The sequence below is a fragment of the Stutzerimonas stutzeri genome (assembly GCF_002890915.1).
Lineage (GTDB): Bacteria > Pseudomonadota > Gammaproteobacteria > Pseudomonadales > Pseudomonadaceae > Stutzerimonas > Stutzerimonas stutzeri_AF.
Map to the genome: position 1 here is coordinate 633,588 of NZ_POUT01000001.1, position 16,406 is coordinate 649,993.

Annotated in this window: 14 protein-coding genes; 4 read left to right on the forward strand and 10 right to left on the reverse strand. The window is 67.1% G+C overall.

The window, feature by feature from the left end; genetic code table 11:
* Positions 1–104: 104 nt before the first annotated feature.
* Positions 105–1,310 carry a UDP-galactopyranose mutase gene (glf, locus tag CXK94_RS03020; protein WP_102893219.1) on the reverse strand — a complete coding sequence of 402 codons (1,206 nt, stop codon included), beginning with the start codon at positions 1,308–1,310 and terminating at the stop codon, positions 105–107.
* Positions 1,298–2,482, reverse strand: coding sequence for a glycosyltransferase family 1 protein (locus tag CXK94_RS03025; RefSeq protein WP_037044515.1), 1,185 nt, complete (start codon positions 2,480–2,482; stop codon positions 1,298–1,300). The genes glf and CXK94_RS03025 overlap by 13 nt, the downstream gene beginning before the upstream one ends.
* Before the next feature lie 422 nt (positions 2,483–2,904).
* Here CXK94_RS03025 and galE point away from each other — a divergent pair, with 422 nt between their 5' ends.
* Positions 2,905–3,948 carry a UDP-glucose 4-epimerase GalE gene (gene galE, locus CXK94_RS03030; RefSeq protein WP_037044514.1) on the forward strand — a complete coding sequence of 348 codons (1,044 nt, stop codon included), beginning with the start codon at positions 2,905–2,907 and terminating at the stop codon, positions 3,946–3,948.
* 25 nt (positions 3,949–3,973) lie between these two features.
* Here the strand turns inward: galE and CXK94_RS03035 are convergent, their stop codons facing one another.
* The 7 genes from CXK94_RS03035 to CXK94_RS03065 all read right to left on the reverse strand — a co-directional run bounded on the left by CXK94_RS03035 (position 3,974) and on the right by CXK94_RS03065 (position 11,145).
* Positions 3,974–5,560, reverse strand: a complete 1,587-nt coding sequence (locus tag CXK94_RS03035; RefSeq protein ID WP_102893220.1) for a gamma-glutamyltransferase family protein — start codon at positions 5,558–5,560, stop codon at positions 3,974–3,976.
* A gap of 9 nt (positions 5,561–5,569) precedes the next feature.
* Complete coding sequence (locus CXK94_RS03040; protein WP_037044510.1) at positions 5,570–6,406, reverse strand: sulfite exporter TauE/SafE family protein; 837 nt, start codon at positions 6,404–6,406, stop codon at positions 5,570–5,572.
* Between the two features lie 17 nt (positions 6,407–6,423).
* Positions 6,424–7,749 (reverse strand): TRAP transporter large permease, encoded by a 1,326-nt coding sequence (locus CXK94_RS03045; protein ID WP_102893221.1) that lies wholly within the window; start codon positions 7,747–7,749, stop codon positions 6,424–6,426.
* Complete coding sequence (locus CXK94_RS03050; protein WP_102893222.1) at positions 7,746–8,267, reverse strand: TRAP transporter small permease subunit; 522 nt, start codon at positions 8,265–8,267, stop codon at positions 7,746–7,748. The genes CXK94_RS03045 and CXK94_RS03050 overlap by 4 nt, the downstream gene beginning before the upstream one ends.
* Positions 8,268–8,271: 4 nt before the next feature.
* Entirely contained in the window at positions 8,272–9,369 is a 1,098-nt protein-coding gene (locus CXK94_RS03055) for a TRAP transporter substrate-binding protein (RefSeq protein WP_102893223.1), read from the reverse strand.
* Between the two features lie 358 nt (positions 9,370–9,727).
* Positions 9,728–10,174: an Lrp/AsnC family transcriptional regulator gene (locus CXK94_RS03060; protein ID WP_037044509.1), complete on the reverse strand. Its 447-nt coding sequence runs from the start codon at positions 10,172–10,174 to the stop codon at positions 9,728–9,730.
* An 83-nt stretch (positions 10,175–10,257) separates the two neighbouring features.
* Positions 10,258–11,145: a LysR family transcriptional regulator gene (locus CXK94_RS03065; protein ID WP_102893224.1), complete on the reverse strand. Its 888-nt coding sequence runs from the start codon at positions 11,143–11,145 to the stop codon at positions 10,258–10,260.
* Between the two features lie 179 nt (positions 11,146–11,324).
* Here CXK94_RS03065 and trpB point away from each other — a divergent pair, with 179 nt between their 5' ends.
* From trpB to yghU, 3 genes are all read left to right on the forward strand, one after another.
* Positions 11,325–12,536, forward strand: coding sequence for a tryptophan synthase subunit beta (gene trpB, locus CXK94_RS03070; protein ID WP_102893225.1), 1,212 nt, complete (start codon positions 11,325–11,327; stop codon positions 12,534–12,536).
* Positions 12,533–13,342, forward strand: a complete 810-nt coding sequence (trpA, locus tag CXK94_RS03075; protein WP_102893226.1) for a tryptophan synthase subunit alpha — start codon at positions 12,533–12,535, stop codon at positions 13,340–13,342. The genes trpB and trpA overlap by 4 nt, the downstream gene beginning before the upstream one ends.
* Positions 13,343–13,585: 243 nt before the next feature.
* On the forward strand, positions 13,586–14,428 hold the full coding sequence (gene yghU, locus CXK94_RS03080) for a glutathione-dependent disulfide-bond oxidoreductase (protein WP_102893227.1): 843 nt from the start codon (positions 13,586–13,588) through the stop codon (positions 14,426–14,428).
* A 93-nt stretch (positions 14,429–14,521) separates the two neighbouring features.
* On the opposite strand, the gene CXK94_RS03085 is transcribed toward yghU, so the two are convergent.
* Complete coding sequence (locus CXK94_RS03085) at positions 14,522–16,357, reverse strand: ABC transporter ATP-binding protein (protein WP_102893228.1); 1,836 nt, start codon at positions 16,355–16,357, stop codon at positions 14,522–14,524.
* Positions 16,358–16,406 lie beyond the last annotated feature (49 nt).

A 16,406-nucleotide genomic window follows, 5' to 3' on the forward strand; every position in this document is an offset into this window, starting at 1 on the left:
CTCAACCCAACCTGCATGTCACGTAGGTTGGGTTGAGCGAAGCGAAGCCCAACGAGCGGACTCCACCCCACCACCTCACCCCCCTCTGCATCATTCATCGCATCTCAACCCGCCACCGGCGCCAGGGCGCGCTCGGCTTCCTCGATGCGCTTGTAGGCGGCCAGCGCCTGCCCCACCACCTGGTCCATGTTGTAGTACTTGTAGGTGCCCAGGCGGCCGATGAAGGTGACGTTCGGCGTCGCCTCGGCGAGCTGCTGGTAGCGCCTGTAGAGCTCGGCGTTCTCCGGCCGCGGGATCGGGTAGTAGGGATCGCCCTCGGCCGAGGGGTATTCGTAGGTGACGCTGGTCTTCGGATGAATCTGGCCGGTGAGGTGCTTGTACTCGCTGATGCGCGTGTAGGGCACGTCCTCGCTGGGGTAGTTGACCGTCCCCACCGCCTGGAACTGCTCCTGGTCGAGCTGCTTGTGCTCGAACTTCAGCGAACGGTACGGCAGCCTGCCGAAGCGGTAGTCGAAGTACTCGTCGATCGGCCCGCAGAAGATCAGCTGGTCGTACCGCACCTCGTCACGGATCGCGCGGTAGTCGGTGTCGAGCATGATCTCGATGTTGGGGTGCGCCAGCATCTTCTCGAACATCTTCGTGTAGCCGTGCCTGGGCATCTGCTGGAAGCTGTCGGTGAAGTAGCGGTCGTCGGTGTTGGTGCGCGTGGGGATGCGCGCGGTGACCGACCTGTCCAGCTGCGACGGGTCGAGCCCCCACTGCTTGCGGGTGTAGCCGCGGAAGAACGTCTGGTACAGCTCGCGGCCGATGCCGTTAACCACCACGTCCTCGCTGGTGCGGATATCCGCCACCGGCTCGGCGCGGCTGGCGAGGAAATCCGCCGCCTCCTGCTCGGTGCTCATGTTCAGGCCGTAGAGCGTGTTCAGCGTGGTCATGTTGATCGGGATCGGCACCTGCTGGTCGCCGACCTGCGCCAGCACGCGGTGCTCGTAGGGCCGCCACTCGGTGAAGCGCGACAGGTAGTCGACGATGCGCTGCGAGTTGGTGTGGAAGATGTGCGGGCCGTAGCGGTGGATCAGCACGCCGGCCTCGTCGTAGTGGTCGTAGGCGTTGCCGCCGATGTGCGGACGGCGGTCGACCACCAGCACGCGCTTGTTCAGCCCCGCCGCCAGCCGCTCGGCCAGCACGCTGCCGGCGAAGCCGGCGCCGACGATCAGGTAGTCGAAGCCGCGTCCCGCGCTGGCGGGTCGATCGCCGGCGGCGCCGCCGAGGTGTTCGGGGTTGCCGTCCTGCGGGCTCAGATCGCGCATTGCATCTTCTCCTTCATCAGGCTCCAGGTGTGGTCCCAGGACATGTCGCCGAGGATTTCGTCGGCCGTGGCCAGCAGGCGGTCGCGGTCCCCGGCGTCGGCCAGCGCGGCTTCGGCCGCGGCGACGAAGGCCTCGGCGCCGTCGGCGATGCGCACGATGCCGGTGTCGCCATAGGTGCGCACCACGTCGGTGATCGGCGTGGACACCACCGGGCAACCACCGGCGAGGTATTCGGGGGTCTTGGTCGGGCTGATGAAGCGGGTCGATTCGTTCAGCGCGAAGGGCATGATCGCCACGTCCCAGCCGGCCAGGTACTGCGGCAGCTCGTCGTAGGTCTTGCCGCCCAGGTAGTGGATGTTGTCGCGCCGCGGCAGCTCGCCCGGGTCGAGCTTGACCACCGGGCCGACCAGCACGATCTGCCAGTCCGGCCGCGCCGCGGCGACCCGCTCGATCAGCGCGAGGTCGAGGCGTTCGTCGATCACGCCGTAGAAGCCCAGGCGCGGATGGGGGATTTCCGCCTGGTCGTCCGGGTCGTGCTGCGGCCGGCGTGCGGCGGCGAAGTGCTCGACGTCGACGCTGCTGGGGAACGGGTGGGCGTTGTCGTGGCGCTGGCGCTTGGCCTCGTAGAGGCTGTGGCCGCCGGTGAAGACCAGGTTGGCGCGGCACATCAGCTCCACCTCGCGCTCGATCAGCCGCGGCGGCGCGCCGCGGAAGGCCGACAGCTCGTCCATGCAGTCATAGACGATCAGGCTCGGCGCCAGGTGGCCGGAGAACGCCAGGCTCATCGGCGTGTAGTACCAGAGCAGCAATTCGTCGACGCCGAGCCGCTGCAGGTAGTCGTCGAGCAGCCGGCGCTGCGCGCGGTCCGCCTCCTCGCCCTCGCAGCCGGCCGGCAGGCGCGGGATCAGCACCTGCACGCCGTTCTCCTCGGGGCGCACCTCCAGCCAGGGCTCGGCGTCCTCGGTGGGGATCGGTTCCTCGTGGAACAGCACGTTGTAGTCGCGGGCGAAGCGCGACATCAGGTGCTGCGGGCGCTGGTAGACGAAGCTCCAGCGCAGGTGCGACAGGCACAGCAGGGTCGGCACCTGCTCGTCGAAGACCACCTCGGCCGGCGCCTGCCGCGCATCGCGGGATTTGCCGATGTCGTATTGGAAAGGGCCGGCCCAGCTCATCTGGCACCTCGTTTCGAGCGGCGGCGTCCCTGGCGGTTCCAGCCCGGACGCTCGGCACATTCAAAAGCCAGCGCAGCCCTGCGTAAGGCGTGTCGTCACGGCGCGCCGCGGGGGCATTCGGGGCCCGGCTCGCAACGCCGCCTGCCGGTAATGGACGGCAAGCGGCGTTGCAGGTTCCCGCCAATCATCCGATGGTGGGGCCACGGCCGCCCGGCTGGCGGATCGATGGAACTTGGCCGGAGGTTGTTCCGTCCCTATCTGCAGGACGCCAGTAGACCCGGCATCGGAACCCGCGCGCAGCCCGCCGTCGCCGTTCTGTTCCGTTACGCCGATCCCGATCACGGAGACTCATGCAGCGCCAGCCCGGCCAGCCGCAGTGTCCCGAACGTGTGCGAAAAAACTGCGAATTTCGGAGGTAGACGATGATTCTGGTGACAGGTGGAGCTGGCTACATAGGCTCGCATGCGGTGCTCGAACTGCTGCAGGCCGGGCATGAGGTGCTGGTGCTGGACAACCTGTGCAACAGCTCGCAGCTGGCGCTGGACCGGGTCGAGCAACTGGCCGGGCGGCCGCTGCATTTCGTCAAGGGCGACGTGCGCAACCGCGCCCTGCTCAACGCATTGTTCGCCGCCTATCCGATCAGCGCGGTGATGCACTTCGCCGGGCTCAAGGCGGTCGGCGAGAGCGTGCGCGAACCGCTGCGCTACTACGAGACCAACGTCAGCGGCAGTATCGCGCTGTGCCAGGCGATGGCCGAGGCGGGCATCTTCCGGCTGGTGTTCAGCTCCTCGGCCACCGTCTACGGCGAGTCGCCGCTGATGCCGATCACCGAGGAACGCCCCACCGGGGTGCCGACCAACCCCTACGGCCAGTCCAAGCTGATGGCCGAGAACGTGCTCAAGGGCCTGGCCAATTCCGACCCGCGCTGGTCGATCGGCCTGCTGCGCTACTTCAACCCGATCGGCGCCCATGAATCCGGGCTGATCGGCGAGGACCCCGACGGCGTGCCGAACAACCTGCTGCCCTACATGCTGCAGGTGGCGGTGGGCCGGCGAAAGCAGCTGAACGTCTACGGCGACGATTACCCGACCCCGGACGGCACCGGCGTGCGCGACTACATCCACGTGGTCGATCTGGTGCGGGGTCATCTCAAGGCGCTGGAGCGGCTCGAACAGGTGCACGGCGTCTCGCTGTGGAACCTCGGCACCGGCCAGGGCCATTCGGTGCGCGAGATGATCGCCGCCTTCGAGGCGGTCACCGGCCGGCCGCTGCCGCACGTGATCAAGCCACGCCGCGCCGGCGACATCGCCCAGTGCTGGTCCGACCCGGGCAAGGCCTGGCGGGAACTCGGCTGGCGCGCCGAGAAAGACCTGACGACCATGCTCGCCGATGCCTGGCGCTGGCAGAGCCGCAATCCGCGCGGCTACGCCGAGGAACGCAAGGCGCCGGCGGCACTGGCCAGCTGAACCGCCTCGGCGCAGCGGCAGCCGGCTAGAGGCCGCAGACGCTGCCGTCGCTGCGCGGATCGGCAGCGCCTTCGAGTACGCCAGTGGGGTGGCGCAGCAATGCTCCGGCATGGCCCATGGTGTCGCTGAAGGCCTCGTCCAGCACCTCGACCACGTGCCCGGCCGCGCGCAGTTGCTCGATCAGCTCCGGCGCGAAGCGATTTTCCAGCTTCAGGCTGGTGCTGACGTCGCCCCAGGTGCGGCCCAGCAGCCAGCGCGGCGCCGTGACCGCCGCCTGCAGATCGCTGCCCAGACGGTAGCGGCTGAACACCGCGGCCTGGGTCTGCGGCTGGCCTTCGCCGCCCATGGTGCCGTAGCTCAGCACCCTTCCATCGTCGAACAGCGCCAGCGCCGGATTGAGGGTGTGGAAGGGCTTGCGGCCCGGTTCCAGCGCCTGCAGCGCCTTGGGATCGAGGGAGAAGCTGATGCCGCGGTTCTGCCAGGCCACGCCCGTGGAGGGCAGCACGACGCCGGAACCGAATTCCCAGTACACGCTCTGGATGAAGCTCACCGCGCGCCCTTGCTGGTCGATGCAACCCATCCAGATGGTGTCGCCCGGGGCAGCGGGGCGGGGCCATTCCAAGGCTTTGTCTCGATCGACCGCTGCCACCAGGGCATCCAGGCTCGCAGGCGAGAGGAATTCCTGAGGATCGGCCGGCAGCCTGCGCGGGTCGGTGACCACGCGATCGCGGATCATGAATGCCTGCTTGGTCGACTCCACCAGCCCATGCACATGGGCGAAGCCTTCGGCCTCGGCCACCTTGAGGCGTTCGAACACGCCAAGGATCAGCAGCGAGGCCAGTCCCTGGGTCGGCGGCGGCATGTTGTACAGCGTCGCGTCACCCAGGCGTACCTGCAGCGGGGTAACCAGCTGCGCCCGGTAGGCCTGAAGATCGGCTAGGCGCAACGGGCTGCCAAACCGCTCCAGTTCGGCGGCCATGCTGGCCGCCAGCTCGCCCCGGTAGAAGTCATCCAGGCCCCTTTCTGCCAACTGCTCCAGGGTGCTGGCGAGGGCAGCCTGCTTCATCAGGCTGCCTTCGCTCGGCACCTGCCCGTCGTCGGTCAGGTAGACGTCGGCGAAGCCGGGCACATCCTTGAGTTCGTCGAACTTCACCCGCGTGAGGTGCGCCTGGCTGCGGCTGACCACGATGCCGCCGCGTGCTTGGCCGATGGCCTCGCCCAGCAGGTCGCGCAACGGCAACGGGTTCCCCCAGCCGGCGGCCACCTCCAGAGCCTTGGCCCAACCGCCGATGGTGCCGGCCACGGTCAGCGCCGCCTTGGGCCCACGGCTGGGAATCTGCTCGCAGCCGGCATAGAAGTCGCGGCTGGCCAGGGCCGCGCTGCTACCGCAGGCATCGATGGCCACAGGCGCCTTGCCCGGTTCATGGATCAGCCAGAAGCCGTCGCCGCCGAGGGCGTTCATGTGCGGATAGACCACGGCGATGCTGGCAGCCGCGGCGACCATGGCTTCGACGGCATTGCCACCGGCCTTGAGCACATCGCGGCCGGCCTGGGCGGCCAGGTGATGGGGCGCGACGAAGATGCCGCGGGTGGCGTGGGTACTTTTCAGCATGAGCGATCCTTAGAGCGAGAAAGCGCCGAACAGCATGCGGACAGCCGTCAGGGCGAGGAACAGGGCGAACAGGCGGCGCAGCAGGCTCGCGTTGATGGCATGGGCGATACGGGCCCCCCAGGGCGCGGTGAGCATGGTCACCGGGACGATCAGCGCCAGCCCGAGCAGGTTGACGTAACCCAGGGTGGCCGGCGGCAAGTGGCTCGCGCCCAGGCCGTTGACCAGATAGGCGAACGCGCCGGGCAGGCTGATCACCACCCCCAGGGCCGCGCCGGTGCCGACCGCGATATGCATGGGCGTGCGACAGGCATTGAGGATCGGCACGCTGAGGGTGCCGCCACCGATGCCCATCAGCGTCGACAGGCTGCCGATGAGCACTCCCAGCACCCCGGTGCCCGCTGCGCCGGGCAGGCCGTCGCGCAGGCTGAGGTTGCGCTCGAAAGCCATGTTCAGTGCCACCAGCAGGGCGATCACGGCGAAGATCGCCGCCAGCAACTGGCCACTGAGGTAGCCGCTGAGCAGCGCACCGATGAGCACGCCGATCAGGGTGCCGGGGATCAATGGCTTGAGCAGCTCCGGCTTGAGGCCGCCACGCCGGTAATGGGCGCGTGCCGAGATGATCGACGTCGGCACGATGGCCGCCAGCGAGGTCCCGACGGCCACGTGCATGCGCACCTCGGGATCGAGGCCGAGCAGGGTGAACAGGTGATACAGCACCGGCACGATGACGATGCCGCCACCGACCCCAAGCAGGCCGGCGAGGATGCCGGCTACCGCCCCCGTCAACAGCAGGGCGCTGACCAGCCCGGCCAGCCACAGCGGGCTGTAGGTAGAAAAGAATTCCATGATCGATTCTCCAGGCATTACCAGCCGACGGCCTTGGGCAACCAGGTGGCAAGAGTCGGGAAGCAAAACACCAGGGCCACGGCCAGGATCTGCAGCCCGACGAAAGGCAGGGCACCGGCATAGATGTCCCGGGTACTGATGCCCGGCGGCGCCACCCCCTTGAGGAAGAATAGCGACCAGCCGAAGGGGGGCGTGAGGAACGACATCTGCAGGTTCAGCGCCACCAGGATCGCCAGCCAGACCATATCGGTGCCATAGCCCATGAACACCGGCAGGAACATCGGCAAGGCGATGTAGGAGATCTCGATCCACTCCAGGAAGAAGCCGAGCACGAACAACAGCACCATGAGGAACAGGATCGCTCCCAGTTCACCGCCGGGCAGCAGGTCGAACAGGTCATGCACCAGCGCCTCGCCACCCAGGCCGCGGAAGGCCAGGGAGAAGGGCTGCGAGCAGAGCAGGATGAGGAAGATCATCGCGCTGATGCTCAGGGTGCCGTGCAGGGTCTGCTTGAGGGTGTCGCGGTTCAGCCGGCCGGCGCAGCCGGCAATCACCAGGGCGCCCAGGGCACCGATGGATGCAGCCTCGGTGGGTGCGGCCAGCCCGCCGATGATCGAGCCGAGCACGCAGACCACCAGCAGCAGCGGCGGCAATACCGATTTGGCGATGTTCTGCCGCAACTGTTTGCGGCTGATCAGCGCGCGCTCTTCGGCAGGGATCGCCGGGACCCACTGCGGGCGCAGCCAGCCGAGCAGCAGCATGTAGGCGACATAGACTCCGGCCAGCATCAGGCTGGGGATGAACGCCGCGGCGAAGATCGAACCCACCGACTCGCCGAGGATGTCGGCCAGCAGGATCAGCACCAGGCTCGGCGGAATGATCTGCCCGAGGGTGCCAGAAGCGCAGATGGTGCCGCAGGCCACGCTCGGCTTGTAGCCCCGCCGCAGCAACACCGGCAGGGTCAGCAGGCCGATGGTGACCACGGTGGCGCCGACGATCCCGGTGGAGGCGCCGAGCAGCACGCCCACCAGCACGATGGCCAGGCCCATGCCGCCATTCAGGCCGCCCATGGCCTGGCCGACCGTTTCCAGCATGTCTTCGGCAACCCTGGATTTCTCCAGCATCACGCCCATGAAGGTGAACAGCGGTATCGCCAGCAGCGTGTAGTTGCTGACCACGCCGAACATGCGGGCCGGCAACAGGCTGAAGAGCATCGGGCCGAAGCCGATCAGGCCGGCGACAAAACCGGATACGGCCAGGGATATGGCCACCGGCACGCCGACCATCATCATCGAGAAAAAGGCGAACACCATCAGGATCGCCAGCCATTCATTGGGACTCACGGCAAGGCTTCCTCGGGCATGGGTTGGGGAGCGGGCAGGCCCCGCAGGGCGCGCAGGGTATCGGCGATGCCTTGCAGGCCGAACAGGGCGAATCCCAGCGGCAGGAAAGCCTTGACCAGATAGCGATGCGGCAAGCCCCCCGGATCCGGCGAGCCTTCGCTGATCTGGTAGGACTGCATCATGTAGCGCCAGCAGACCCAGGCCAGGAACAGGCCGATCAGGCAAGTGGCCAGGGCACTGAACAGATCCACCGCGGCGCGGGTGCGCGGTTGGAACTTCTCGTAGATGAAATCCACCCGCACGTCGGCGCGATGCTTCAGCACGTAGGCGATGCCAAGCATGGCGATGGGTGAAATCAGGAACCACTCCAGCTCCTGCAGCGCCACCGGGCTCACGGAAAAGCCATAGCGGATCAGCACGTTGGCCGAAACCAGCAGGACCAGCACCAGCACGCATCCGCGTGCCAGGCCGCCCAGGGTCTCGACCAACTGCTCCAGGCGGTTGATCACGGCAAACATCACCTCAGGCCCCCAGATCCAGGAAACCTTTCTCGCCGGTCGCCGACCAGGAGCTGTATTTCTTGCGGAAGGCCATGAAGTGGTCATGCACCTTGCGCGTCGTCGGATCGGCCGCAGCCATGCTGGCCAGGGTGTCTTGGGTCACTTCGCGCAGGCGGGTGACGATATCGCCCGGCAAGGGCTTGGCGATCACCCCCTCGTTGCTCACCAGGTCTTCCAGCGCATCGGCGTTGACCGCATCGGACCAGGCCAGGCTCTCGGCATTACAGGCCTGGGCGCAGATGCGCACGATCGCCTGCAGGTCGGCCGGCAGGCTCTCCCAGGCCTTCTTGTTGATGATCAGCTCAGTGACGTTGGTCGGCTCGTGCCAGCCCGTGGTGTAGTAGTTCTTGGCCGCCTTGTGCAGGCCCATGCGGCGATCCTGGTAAGGGCCGACGAATTCGGCGGCATCAATCACCCCGCGCTCCAGGGCCGGGAAGATCTCCCCGCCGGGCAACAGCCGCACGGCGACGCCCAGCTCGCTGTAGACCTTGCCGGCCAGGCCGGGGATACGCATCTTCAGGCCCTTGAGGCTGTCGACGCCATCCAGCGGCTGGCGGAACCAGCCGGTCATCTGGGTGCCGGTGTTGCCCATCGGCATCGGCACCAGGCCATGGGGCTCGTAGAGTTCCTCCCACAGCTTCAGGGCGTCACCGTTATACAACCAGGCATTCATGCCCTGGGTGTTCATGCCGAAGGGCACGGCGGTGAAATACTGCGCGGCGGGGATCTTGCCAGCCCAGAAATAGGCGTTGGCGGCATTCATCTCGACCAGCCCGCTGGACACGGCGTCGAAGCCCTCCAGCGCCGGAATCAGCTCGCCAGCGGCGAAATGCTGGATTTTCAGCCGGCCATTGGACATGGCCTCGACCCGCTTGCAGAAATCTGTCGGGCTACCCGGCCCCTGGACATAGAACGGCGAGCCCGGGGCATAGGCGTTGGTCATTTTCCAATTGAAGGTCTTGTCGCTGGCGGCGGTCGCGATCGCCGGGGCGCCCAGGGCCAGGCCGGCGCCGGCGGCTACGGCTCCAGCACCGAGGAATTTACGACGGTTGAGGCTCATGACGGATCTCCTGTTGCACAGTCCGTGATTCCAATCGGCGGGGTGCCTATCGGATGTAAAGTCGTGCGCAAGCCCTGGAGCAACAGCCGTGCCAGCCCCAATATCTTTATAACTTATTGATTTTTAATCATTTATCTTGGATTCCAAAAAATCGACCGCTCACTGGGTTGCACAAAAAATACGCATCCGCGGCATCGGCTTCGTGACGAAACGGCGGAACGACCTGCCGAATCGATACATTCGTCAGCTTGGTGAAACCACTTCGATTCGATCGGGCATTAGCGAACCGTCACGGCTAGCGAATGTCAGCTACGCACCATGAAGAGGCGCCAGGCCCCGTTATAAGGCATCGCCGGTCTCATAACCGGGCACCACCGCGGCGGTGCTTCACTCGCGTTAGCAGGGCCTTGCAGTCCACCGTGAGAATTTCCGGGTGGTTGAAGATGTGCTCGCGGACGAAAGCGTCGAAGGTCTCGTAACTGTCCGTGAGGGTATGGATATGCAGGCTTTTCAGGTCGCTCATGATGTACAGGCTGACCACCTCCACGGTACCCGCCAGCCGCTCGGCCACCGCCTCGATGGCCGCGGGCGCAACGGTCAGGTCGATGAAAGTGGAGATCCCCTTGCCGAGCTTTTCCGGGTTGACCACGGCGGTGAATTTCTCGATCACCCCGCTTTCCACCAGTGCCTGCACGCGGGTACGGGCATGCGCGCGGGAAATGTTCAACTGGCGGGCGATATCGGCGAAGGACGTACGCGAGTCCTTGATCAGAATGTTGAGCAGTGCATTGTCCAGCTTGTTCATGGCAGGGTTTCCGTGGCGCAGAGAACGCATGGGATGCGTGTTGCATGCCAGCCGCGCCGGGCGCCCTGCCTGCGTCCCGGGGATTAGCCTTGCATCTCCCGCGTCAGCCATTCGGCCAGCTGCTCGGCCCGGCGGTCCATGCGTCGCGTTGGCACCCACAGCGCCAGCTTCGCCTCGGTTTCGACGAAGCCCCAGGGCGCCAGCAGGCGCCCGGCGGCCAGGTCGTCGGCCACCAGCTGCTGCGGGGCGATGGCCACGCCGAGGCCGGCCAGCGCCGCCTCCAGCAGGAAATAGAGGTGTTCGAAGCTCTGCCCCAGCCGGAGCTGCGCCGGCTCCAGGCCGTTGCCGCGCGCCCAGCGCGGCCAGGCCTGCGGGCGCGAGGCGGTATGCAGCAGCGCTTCGCCGAGCAGGGCCACGGGCGGGGCGTCACGCAGGGCGGCGCAGCGCGGATGATGCGGGCTGAGCACCGGGCCGATGCGTTCGGCGGCCAGCTCGAACACCCGCATGTCCGCCGGCCAGGGCGGCTCGGCGTACCACAGCGTGGCGTCCAGCCCGGGCCGGCGCGGGTCCAGCTCGCCCTCGCTGGCCGACAGCTGCAGGCGCAGCTCCGGCAGCTCGCGGTTGAGCCGGTCCAGCCGCGGGATGAACCAGCGCGCCAGCAGGCTGCCAGGGCAACCGAGCACGAACGGCGCCTCGGCGGTCTGCCGCTGCAGTTCGGCACAGGTGCTGCGCAGGCGCTCGAAGGCATCGCTGGCGGCATCGCGCAGGCGCAGGCCGGCATCGGTGAGTTTTACGCCGCGTCCTTCCTTGGCCAGCAGGGCCAGGCCAAGCTGCTCTTCCAGTTGCCTAACCTGCCGGCTGATGGCGCCGTGGGTGACGTGCAGCTCGCTGGCCGCCTGCTTCAGGCTGCCGAGACGGGCCACGGCCTCGAAGGCGCGCAAGGCGTTGAGTGGCGGGAGGCCGGCTTGCATAGTTGAGTTTTCCTGACGAGTTGCAGCGATCTTATCGCTTTTTTTCCCCGCCGCATCCGGTTAGGGTGCATGCAATCGCGTAGGAGCGGGCCATGCCCGCGAACCGGTAGCCCGGTCATTGGCGTGGTTTCATTCGCGGCCAAGGGCCGCTCCTACAAAAGAACTCCAGGAGATCGCTCATGACTTCATACCGCAACGGCCCCGACGCCCGCGGCCTGTTCGGCTCGTTCGGCGGCCAGTACGTCGCCGAAACCCTGATGCCGCTGATCCACGAGCTGGCTGCCGAATACGAGAAGGCCAAGCAGGACCCCGAATTCGCCAAGGAGCTCGCCTACTTCCAGCGCGACTACGTCGGCCGCCCCTCGCCGCTGTACTTCGCCGAACGCCTGACCGAGTTCTGCGGCGGCGCGAAGATCTACCTCAAGCGCGAGGAGCTGAACCACACCGGCGCGCACAAGATCAACAACTGCATCGGCCAGATCCTCCTGGCCCGGCGCATGGGCAAGCAGCGCATCATCGCCGAGACCGGCGCCGGCATGCACGGCGTGGCCACCGCCACCGTGGCCGCGCGCTTCGGCATGCAGTGCGTGATCTACATGGGCACCACCGACATCGACCGCCAGCAGGCCAACGTCTTCCGCATGAAGCTGCTCGGCGCCGAGGTGATTCCGGTCACCGCCGGCACCGGCACGCTCAAGGACGCCATGAACGAGGCGCTGCGCGACTGGGTGACCAACGTCGACAGCACCTTCTACCTGATCGGCACCGTCGCCGGCCCGCACCCCTACCCGGCCATGGTCCGCGACTTCCAGGCGGTGATCGGCAAGGAGACCCGCGACCAGCTGCAGGCCCAGGAAGGCCGCCTGCCCGACTCGCTGGTGGCCTGCATCGGCGGCGGCTCCAACGCCATGGGCCTGTTCCACCCGTTCCTCGACGACGCCAGCGTGAAGATCATCGGCGTCGAAGCCGCCGGCTACGGCATCGAGACCGGCAAGCACGCGGCCAGCCTCAACGGCGGCGAACCCGGCGTGCTGCACGGCAACCGCACCTTCCTGCTGCAGGACGACGACGGCCAGATCATCGACGCCCACTCCATCTCCGCCGGCCTGGATTACCCCGGCATCGGCCCCGAGCATGCCTGGCTGCACGACATCGGCCGCGTCGAGTACACCTCGATCACCGACCAGGAGGCGCTCGACGCCTTCCACCAGTGCTGCCGCCTGGAAGGCATCATCCCGGCGCTGGAGTCGTCCCACGCGCTGGCCGAAGTGTTCAAGCGCGCGCCGAAGCTGCCGAAGGACCATCTGATGGTGGTCAACCTGTCCGGCCGTGGCGACAAGGACATGCAGACCGTCATGCACCACTTTGCCGAACAGGAGGAGCGCATATGAGCCGCCTCGAGACCCGCTTCGCCGAACTCAAGCAGCAGGGCCGCGCCGCCCTGGTCACCTTCGTCACCGCCGGCGACCCGGACTATGCCACCTCCCTGGCCATCCTCAAGGGCCTGCCGGCCGCCGGTGCCGACGTGATCGAGCTGGGCATGCCGTTCACCGACCCGATGGCCGACGGCCCGGCGATCCAGCTGGCCAACCTGCGCGCCCTGGCCGGCAAGCAGAACATGCTCAAGACGCTGCAGATGGTCCGCGAATTCCGCACGCAGGATCAGACCACCCCGCTGGTGCTGATGGGCTACTTCAACCCCATCCACCACTACGGCGTGCCGCGCTTCGTCGAGGATGCGCTGGCCGCCGGCGTCGACGGCCTGATCGTCGTCGACCTGCCGCCGGAGCACAACGAGGACCTCTGCGACCCGGCCCAGGCCGCGGGCATCGACTTCATCCGCCTGACCACCCCGACCACCGACGACAAGCGCCTGCCGGTCGTGCTGAACGGCAGCTCGGGCTTCGTCTACTACGTCTCGGTGGCCGGCGTGACCGGCGCGGGTTCGGCGACGCTGGAGCATGTCGAGCAGGCCGTCGCCCGCCTCAAGCGCCACACCGAGCTGCCGGTGTGCGTCGGCTTCGGCATCCGCACCCCGGAACAGGCGGCGGCCATTGCGCGTCTCGCCGAGGGCGTGGTCGTCGGTTCCGCACTGGTCGACCAGATCGCCAATGCCAAGACCGGCGAGCAAGCCGTCGAGGGCGTACTCGGCCTGTGCCGCGAGATCAGTGCCGGGGTACGCGGCGCGCGCGGCTGACCCCTCTGGTATCGAAGAGCCGCCGCCCGGTCATCCGGGCGGCGGCTTTTTTGTGGCCAACCCTGGCGGCCACCGCCGGGTCGTTGCGAGCGGCGGCAAAACTTCGCCCGGAAGTTTTTGGTCTCGGCCTGAAAGGGGTCTATAACCGACCGTCGATGACGACTATCGACCGGCTCGATTTCGACCGCCCCGGTCGCACGCGTAACATGCTGCGCACACCCGTATCCACTCGAGGAGATCGCCATGCCTGATACCGCCTACGTACCGCCGAAGGTCTGGAGCCACGACGCGCCCTCCGGCGGCAAGTTTGCCAATATCAACGCCCCGACCGCCGGTGCGCGCGAGGAGAAGGCGCTGCCGGTGGGCAAGCACCCGCTGCAGCTGTATTCGCTGGCCACGCCCAATGGAGTGAAGGTCGGCATCATGCTCGAAGAGCTGCTCGCCCTCGGCCACAGCGGCGCCGAGTACGACGCCTGGCTGATCAGCATCGGCGATGGCGACCAATTCGGCAGCGGCTTCGTCGAGATCAACCCGAACTCGAAGATTCCCGCACTGGTGGATCGCAGCGTCGACGGCGAACCGTTGCGGGTGTTCGAGTCCGGTTCGATCCTGGTCTACCTGGCGGAGAAGTTCGGCGCCTTCCTGCCCACCGAAATCCGCGCGCGCACCGAGACGCTCAACTGGCTGTTCTGGCAGATGGGCTCGGCGCCCTTCCTCGGCGGCGGTTTCGGCCACTTCTATGCCTACGCCCCGGAAAAGTACGAATACCCGATCAACCGCTACGCCATGGAAACCAAGCGCCAGCTCGACGTGCTCGACCGCCAGCTGGCCGGGCATCGCTACATCGCCGGCGACGACTACAGCATCGCCGACATGGCCATCTGGCCCTGGTACGGCGGGCTGGTACTGGGCGAGCTGTACGACGCCGCCGAATTCCTCTCGGTGCAGGAATACCGGCACGTGCAGCGCTGGGCGAAGGAGATCGCCGCACGCCCGGCGGTCGTCCGCGGGCGCAAGGTCAACCGCAGCTGGGGCGACGAGTCCGAACAGGCGCCCGAGCGCCACAGCGCGGCGGACCTCGACTGAGCCGCCGCCAATCCTCGCAGGGTGGAAAACGGCGCGGCCTTTTCCACCTCCCTGCGCCACCCAGCGCCTGCCGCAACCGTGCTGCGGCCAGCCTCAATCCACCCCGACGAAGCCACCGGTCTGGTGCTGCCACAGCCGCGCATAGAGGCCGCCGCGTTCGATCAGCTCGGCGTGGGTGCCGCTCTCGATCACCTGGCCCTGGTCGATCACCACCAGCCGATCCATGCGCGCGATGGTCGACAGCCGATGGGCGATGGCGATCACCGTCTTGCCTTCCATCAGGGTATCCAGGCTCTCCTGAATCGCCGCCTCGACCTCCGAATCCAGCGCCGAGGTGGCTTCGTCGAGCACCAGGATCGGCGCGTCCTTGAGCAGCACCCGGGCGATGGCGATGCGCTGCCGTTGCCCGCCGGAGAGCTTCACGCCGCGCTCGCCGACCATCGCCTCGAAGCCCTTGCCGCCCTGGCCGTCGTCCAGGGTCTTGATGAACGCGTCCGCGCGGGCCTTGCGTGCCGCGGCCCAGAGTTCTTCCTCGGTGGCATCGGGCTTGCCGTAGCGCAGGTTGTCGCGGATCGAACGGTGCAGCAGCGCGGTGTCCTGGGTGACCACGCCGATACTGGCGCGCAGGCTCTCCTGGCTGACCTCGGCGACGTTCTGCCCGTCGATCAGGATGCGCCCGCTCTCCAGGTCATAGAGGCGCAGCAGCAGGTTGACCAGCGTCGACTTGCCCGCACCGGACGGCCCGACCAGGCCGATCTTCTCGCCCGGGCGAATATCGATGGTCAGCCCGCTGATCACCCCGCCGTTTTTGCCGTAATGGAAATGCACATCCTCGAAGCGCACGGCGCCCTGCTCCACCTGCAGCGGCCTGGCGTCCTCACGGTCGAGCACGTCGCGCGGCCGGACGATGCTCTTCATGCCGTCCTGCACGGTGCCGACGTTCTCGAAGATGCCGTTGACCACCCACATGATCCACTCGGCCATGTTGTTGATGCGGATCACCAGGCCCAGCGCCAGGGCGATGGCGCCGGTGCTGATCAGCGCCTCGCGCCACAGCCACAGCGCCAGCGCGCCGGTGCCGACGATCAGCACGCCGTTCATGCAGGTGATGAGGCAATCCAGGCTGGTGATCACCCGCGACTGCAGGCGGAACTTGCCGAGCAGCTCCTGCATCGCCTCGCGGGCGTAGCTCTCCTCCTCCCGCGAATGGGCGAACAGCTTGAGCGTGGCGACGTTGCTGTAGCCGTCCACCACCCGCCCCATCACCTTCGAACGCGCCGCCGACGCCGCCGCCGAACGCGCGCGGATACGCGGCACGAAGTACCAGAGCGCGGCGCTGTAGCCGACGATCCACAGCAGCAAGGGCACGATCAGGCGCAGATCGGCGGCGGCGAACAGGTACAGCGCGCTGCCGGCATAGACCATCACATGCCACAGCGCATCGATCACCTGCATGGCCGAATCGCGCAGCGACGGCCCGGTCTGCATCACGCGCTGGGCGATGCGCCCGGCGAAGTCGTTCTGGAAGAAGTTCAGGCTCTGCTTGAGCACGTAGCGATGGTTCTGCCAGCGGATCAGATTGGTCAGCCCCGGGTTGATCGCCTGATGCGTCAGCAGGTTGTGCAGGCCGAACACCAGCGGCCGGATGATCAGCGCCACCGCCGCCATCCACAGCAACGCGTTGCGGTGCTCGGCGAAGAAGGTCCGCGCGTCGTCGGTCGCCTGCGCCATATCGATCAACTGGCCGAGAAAGCTGAACAGCGCCACCTCGATCAGCGCCGCGAAAAAGCCGACCACCAGCACGGCCGTCATCAACGGCCAGACCTGCTTCAGGTAATGGGCATAGAAGCGCAGCATCCCGGCCGGCGGCGCAACGTCCGGGCTGGGCGTGAAGACATCGATCAGGTTTTCGAAACGGCGGAACAACATGGGAGGGTCTGCTTTGTGGCGAGGTGGGCGAACGTCTTTCGCAAATACG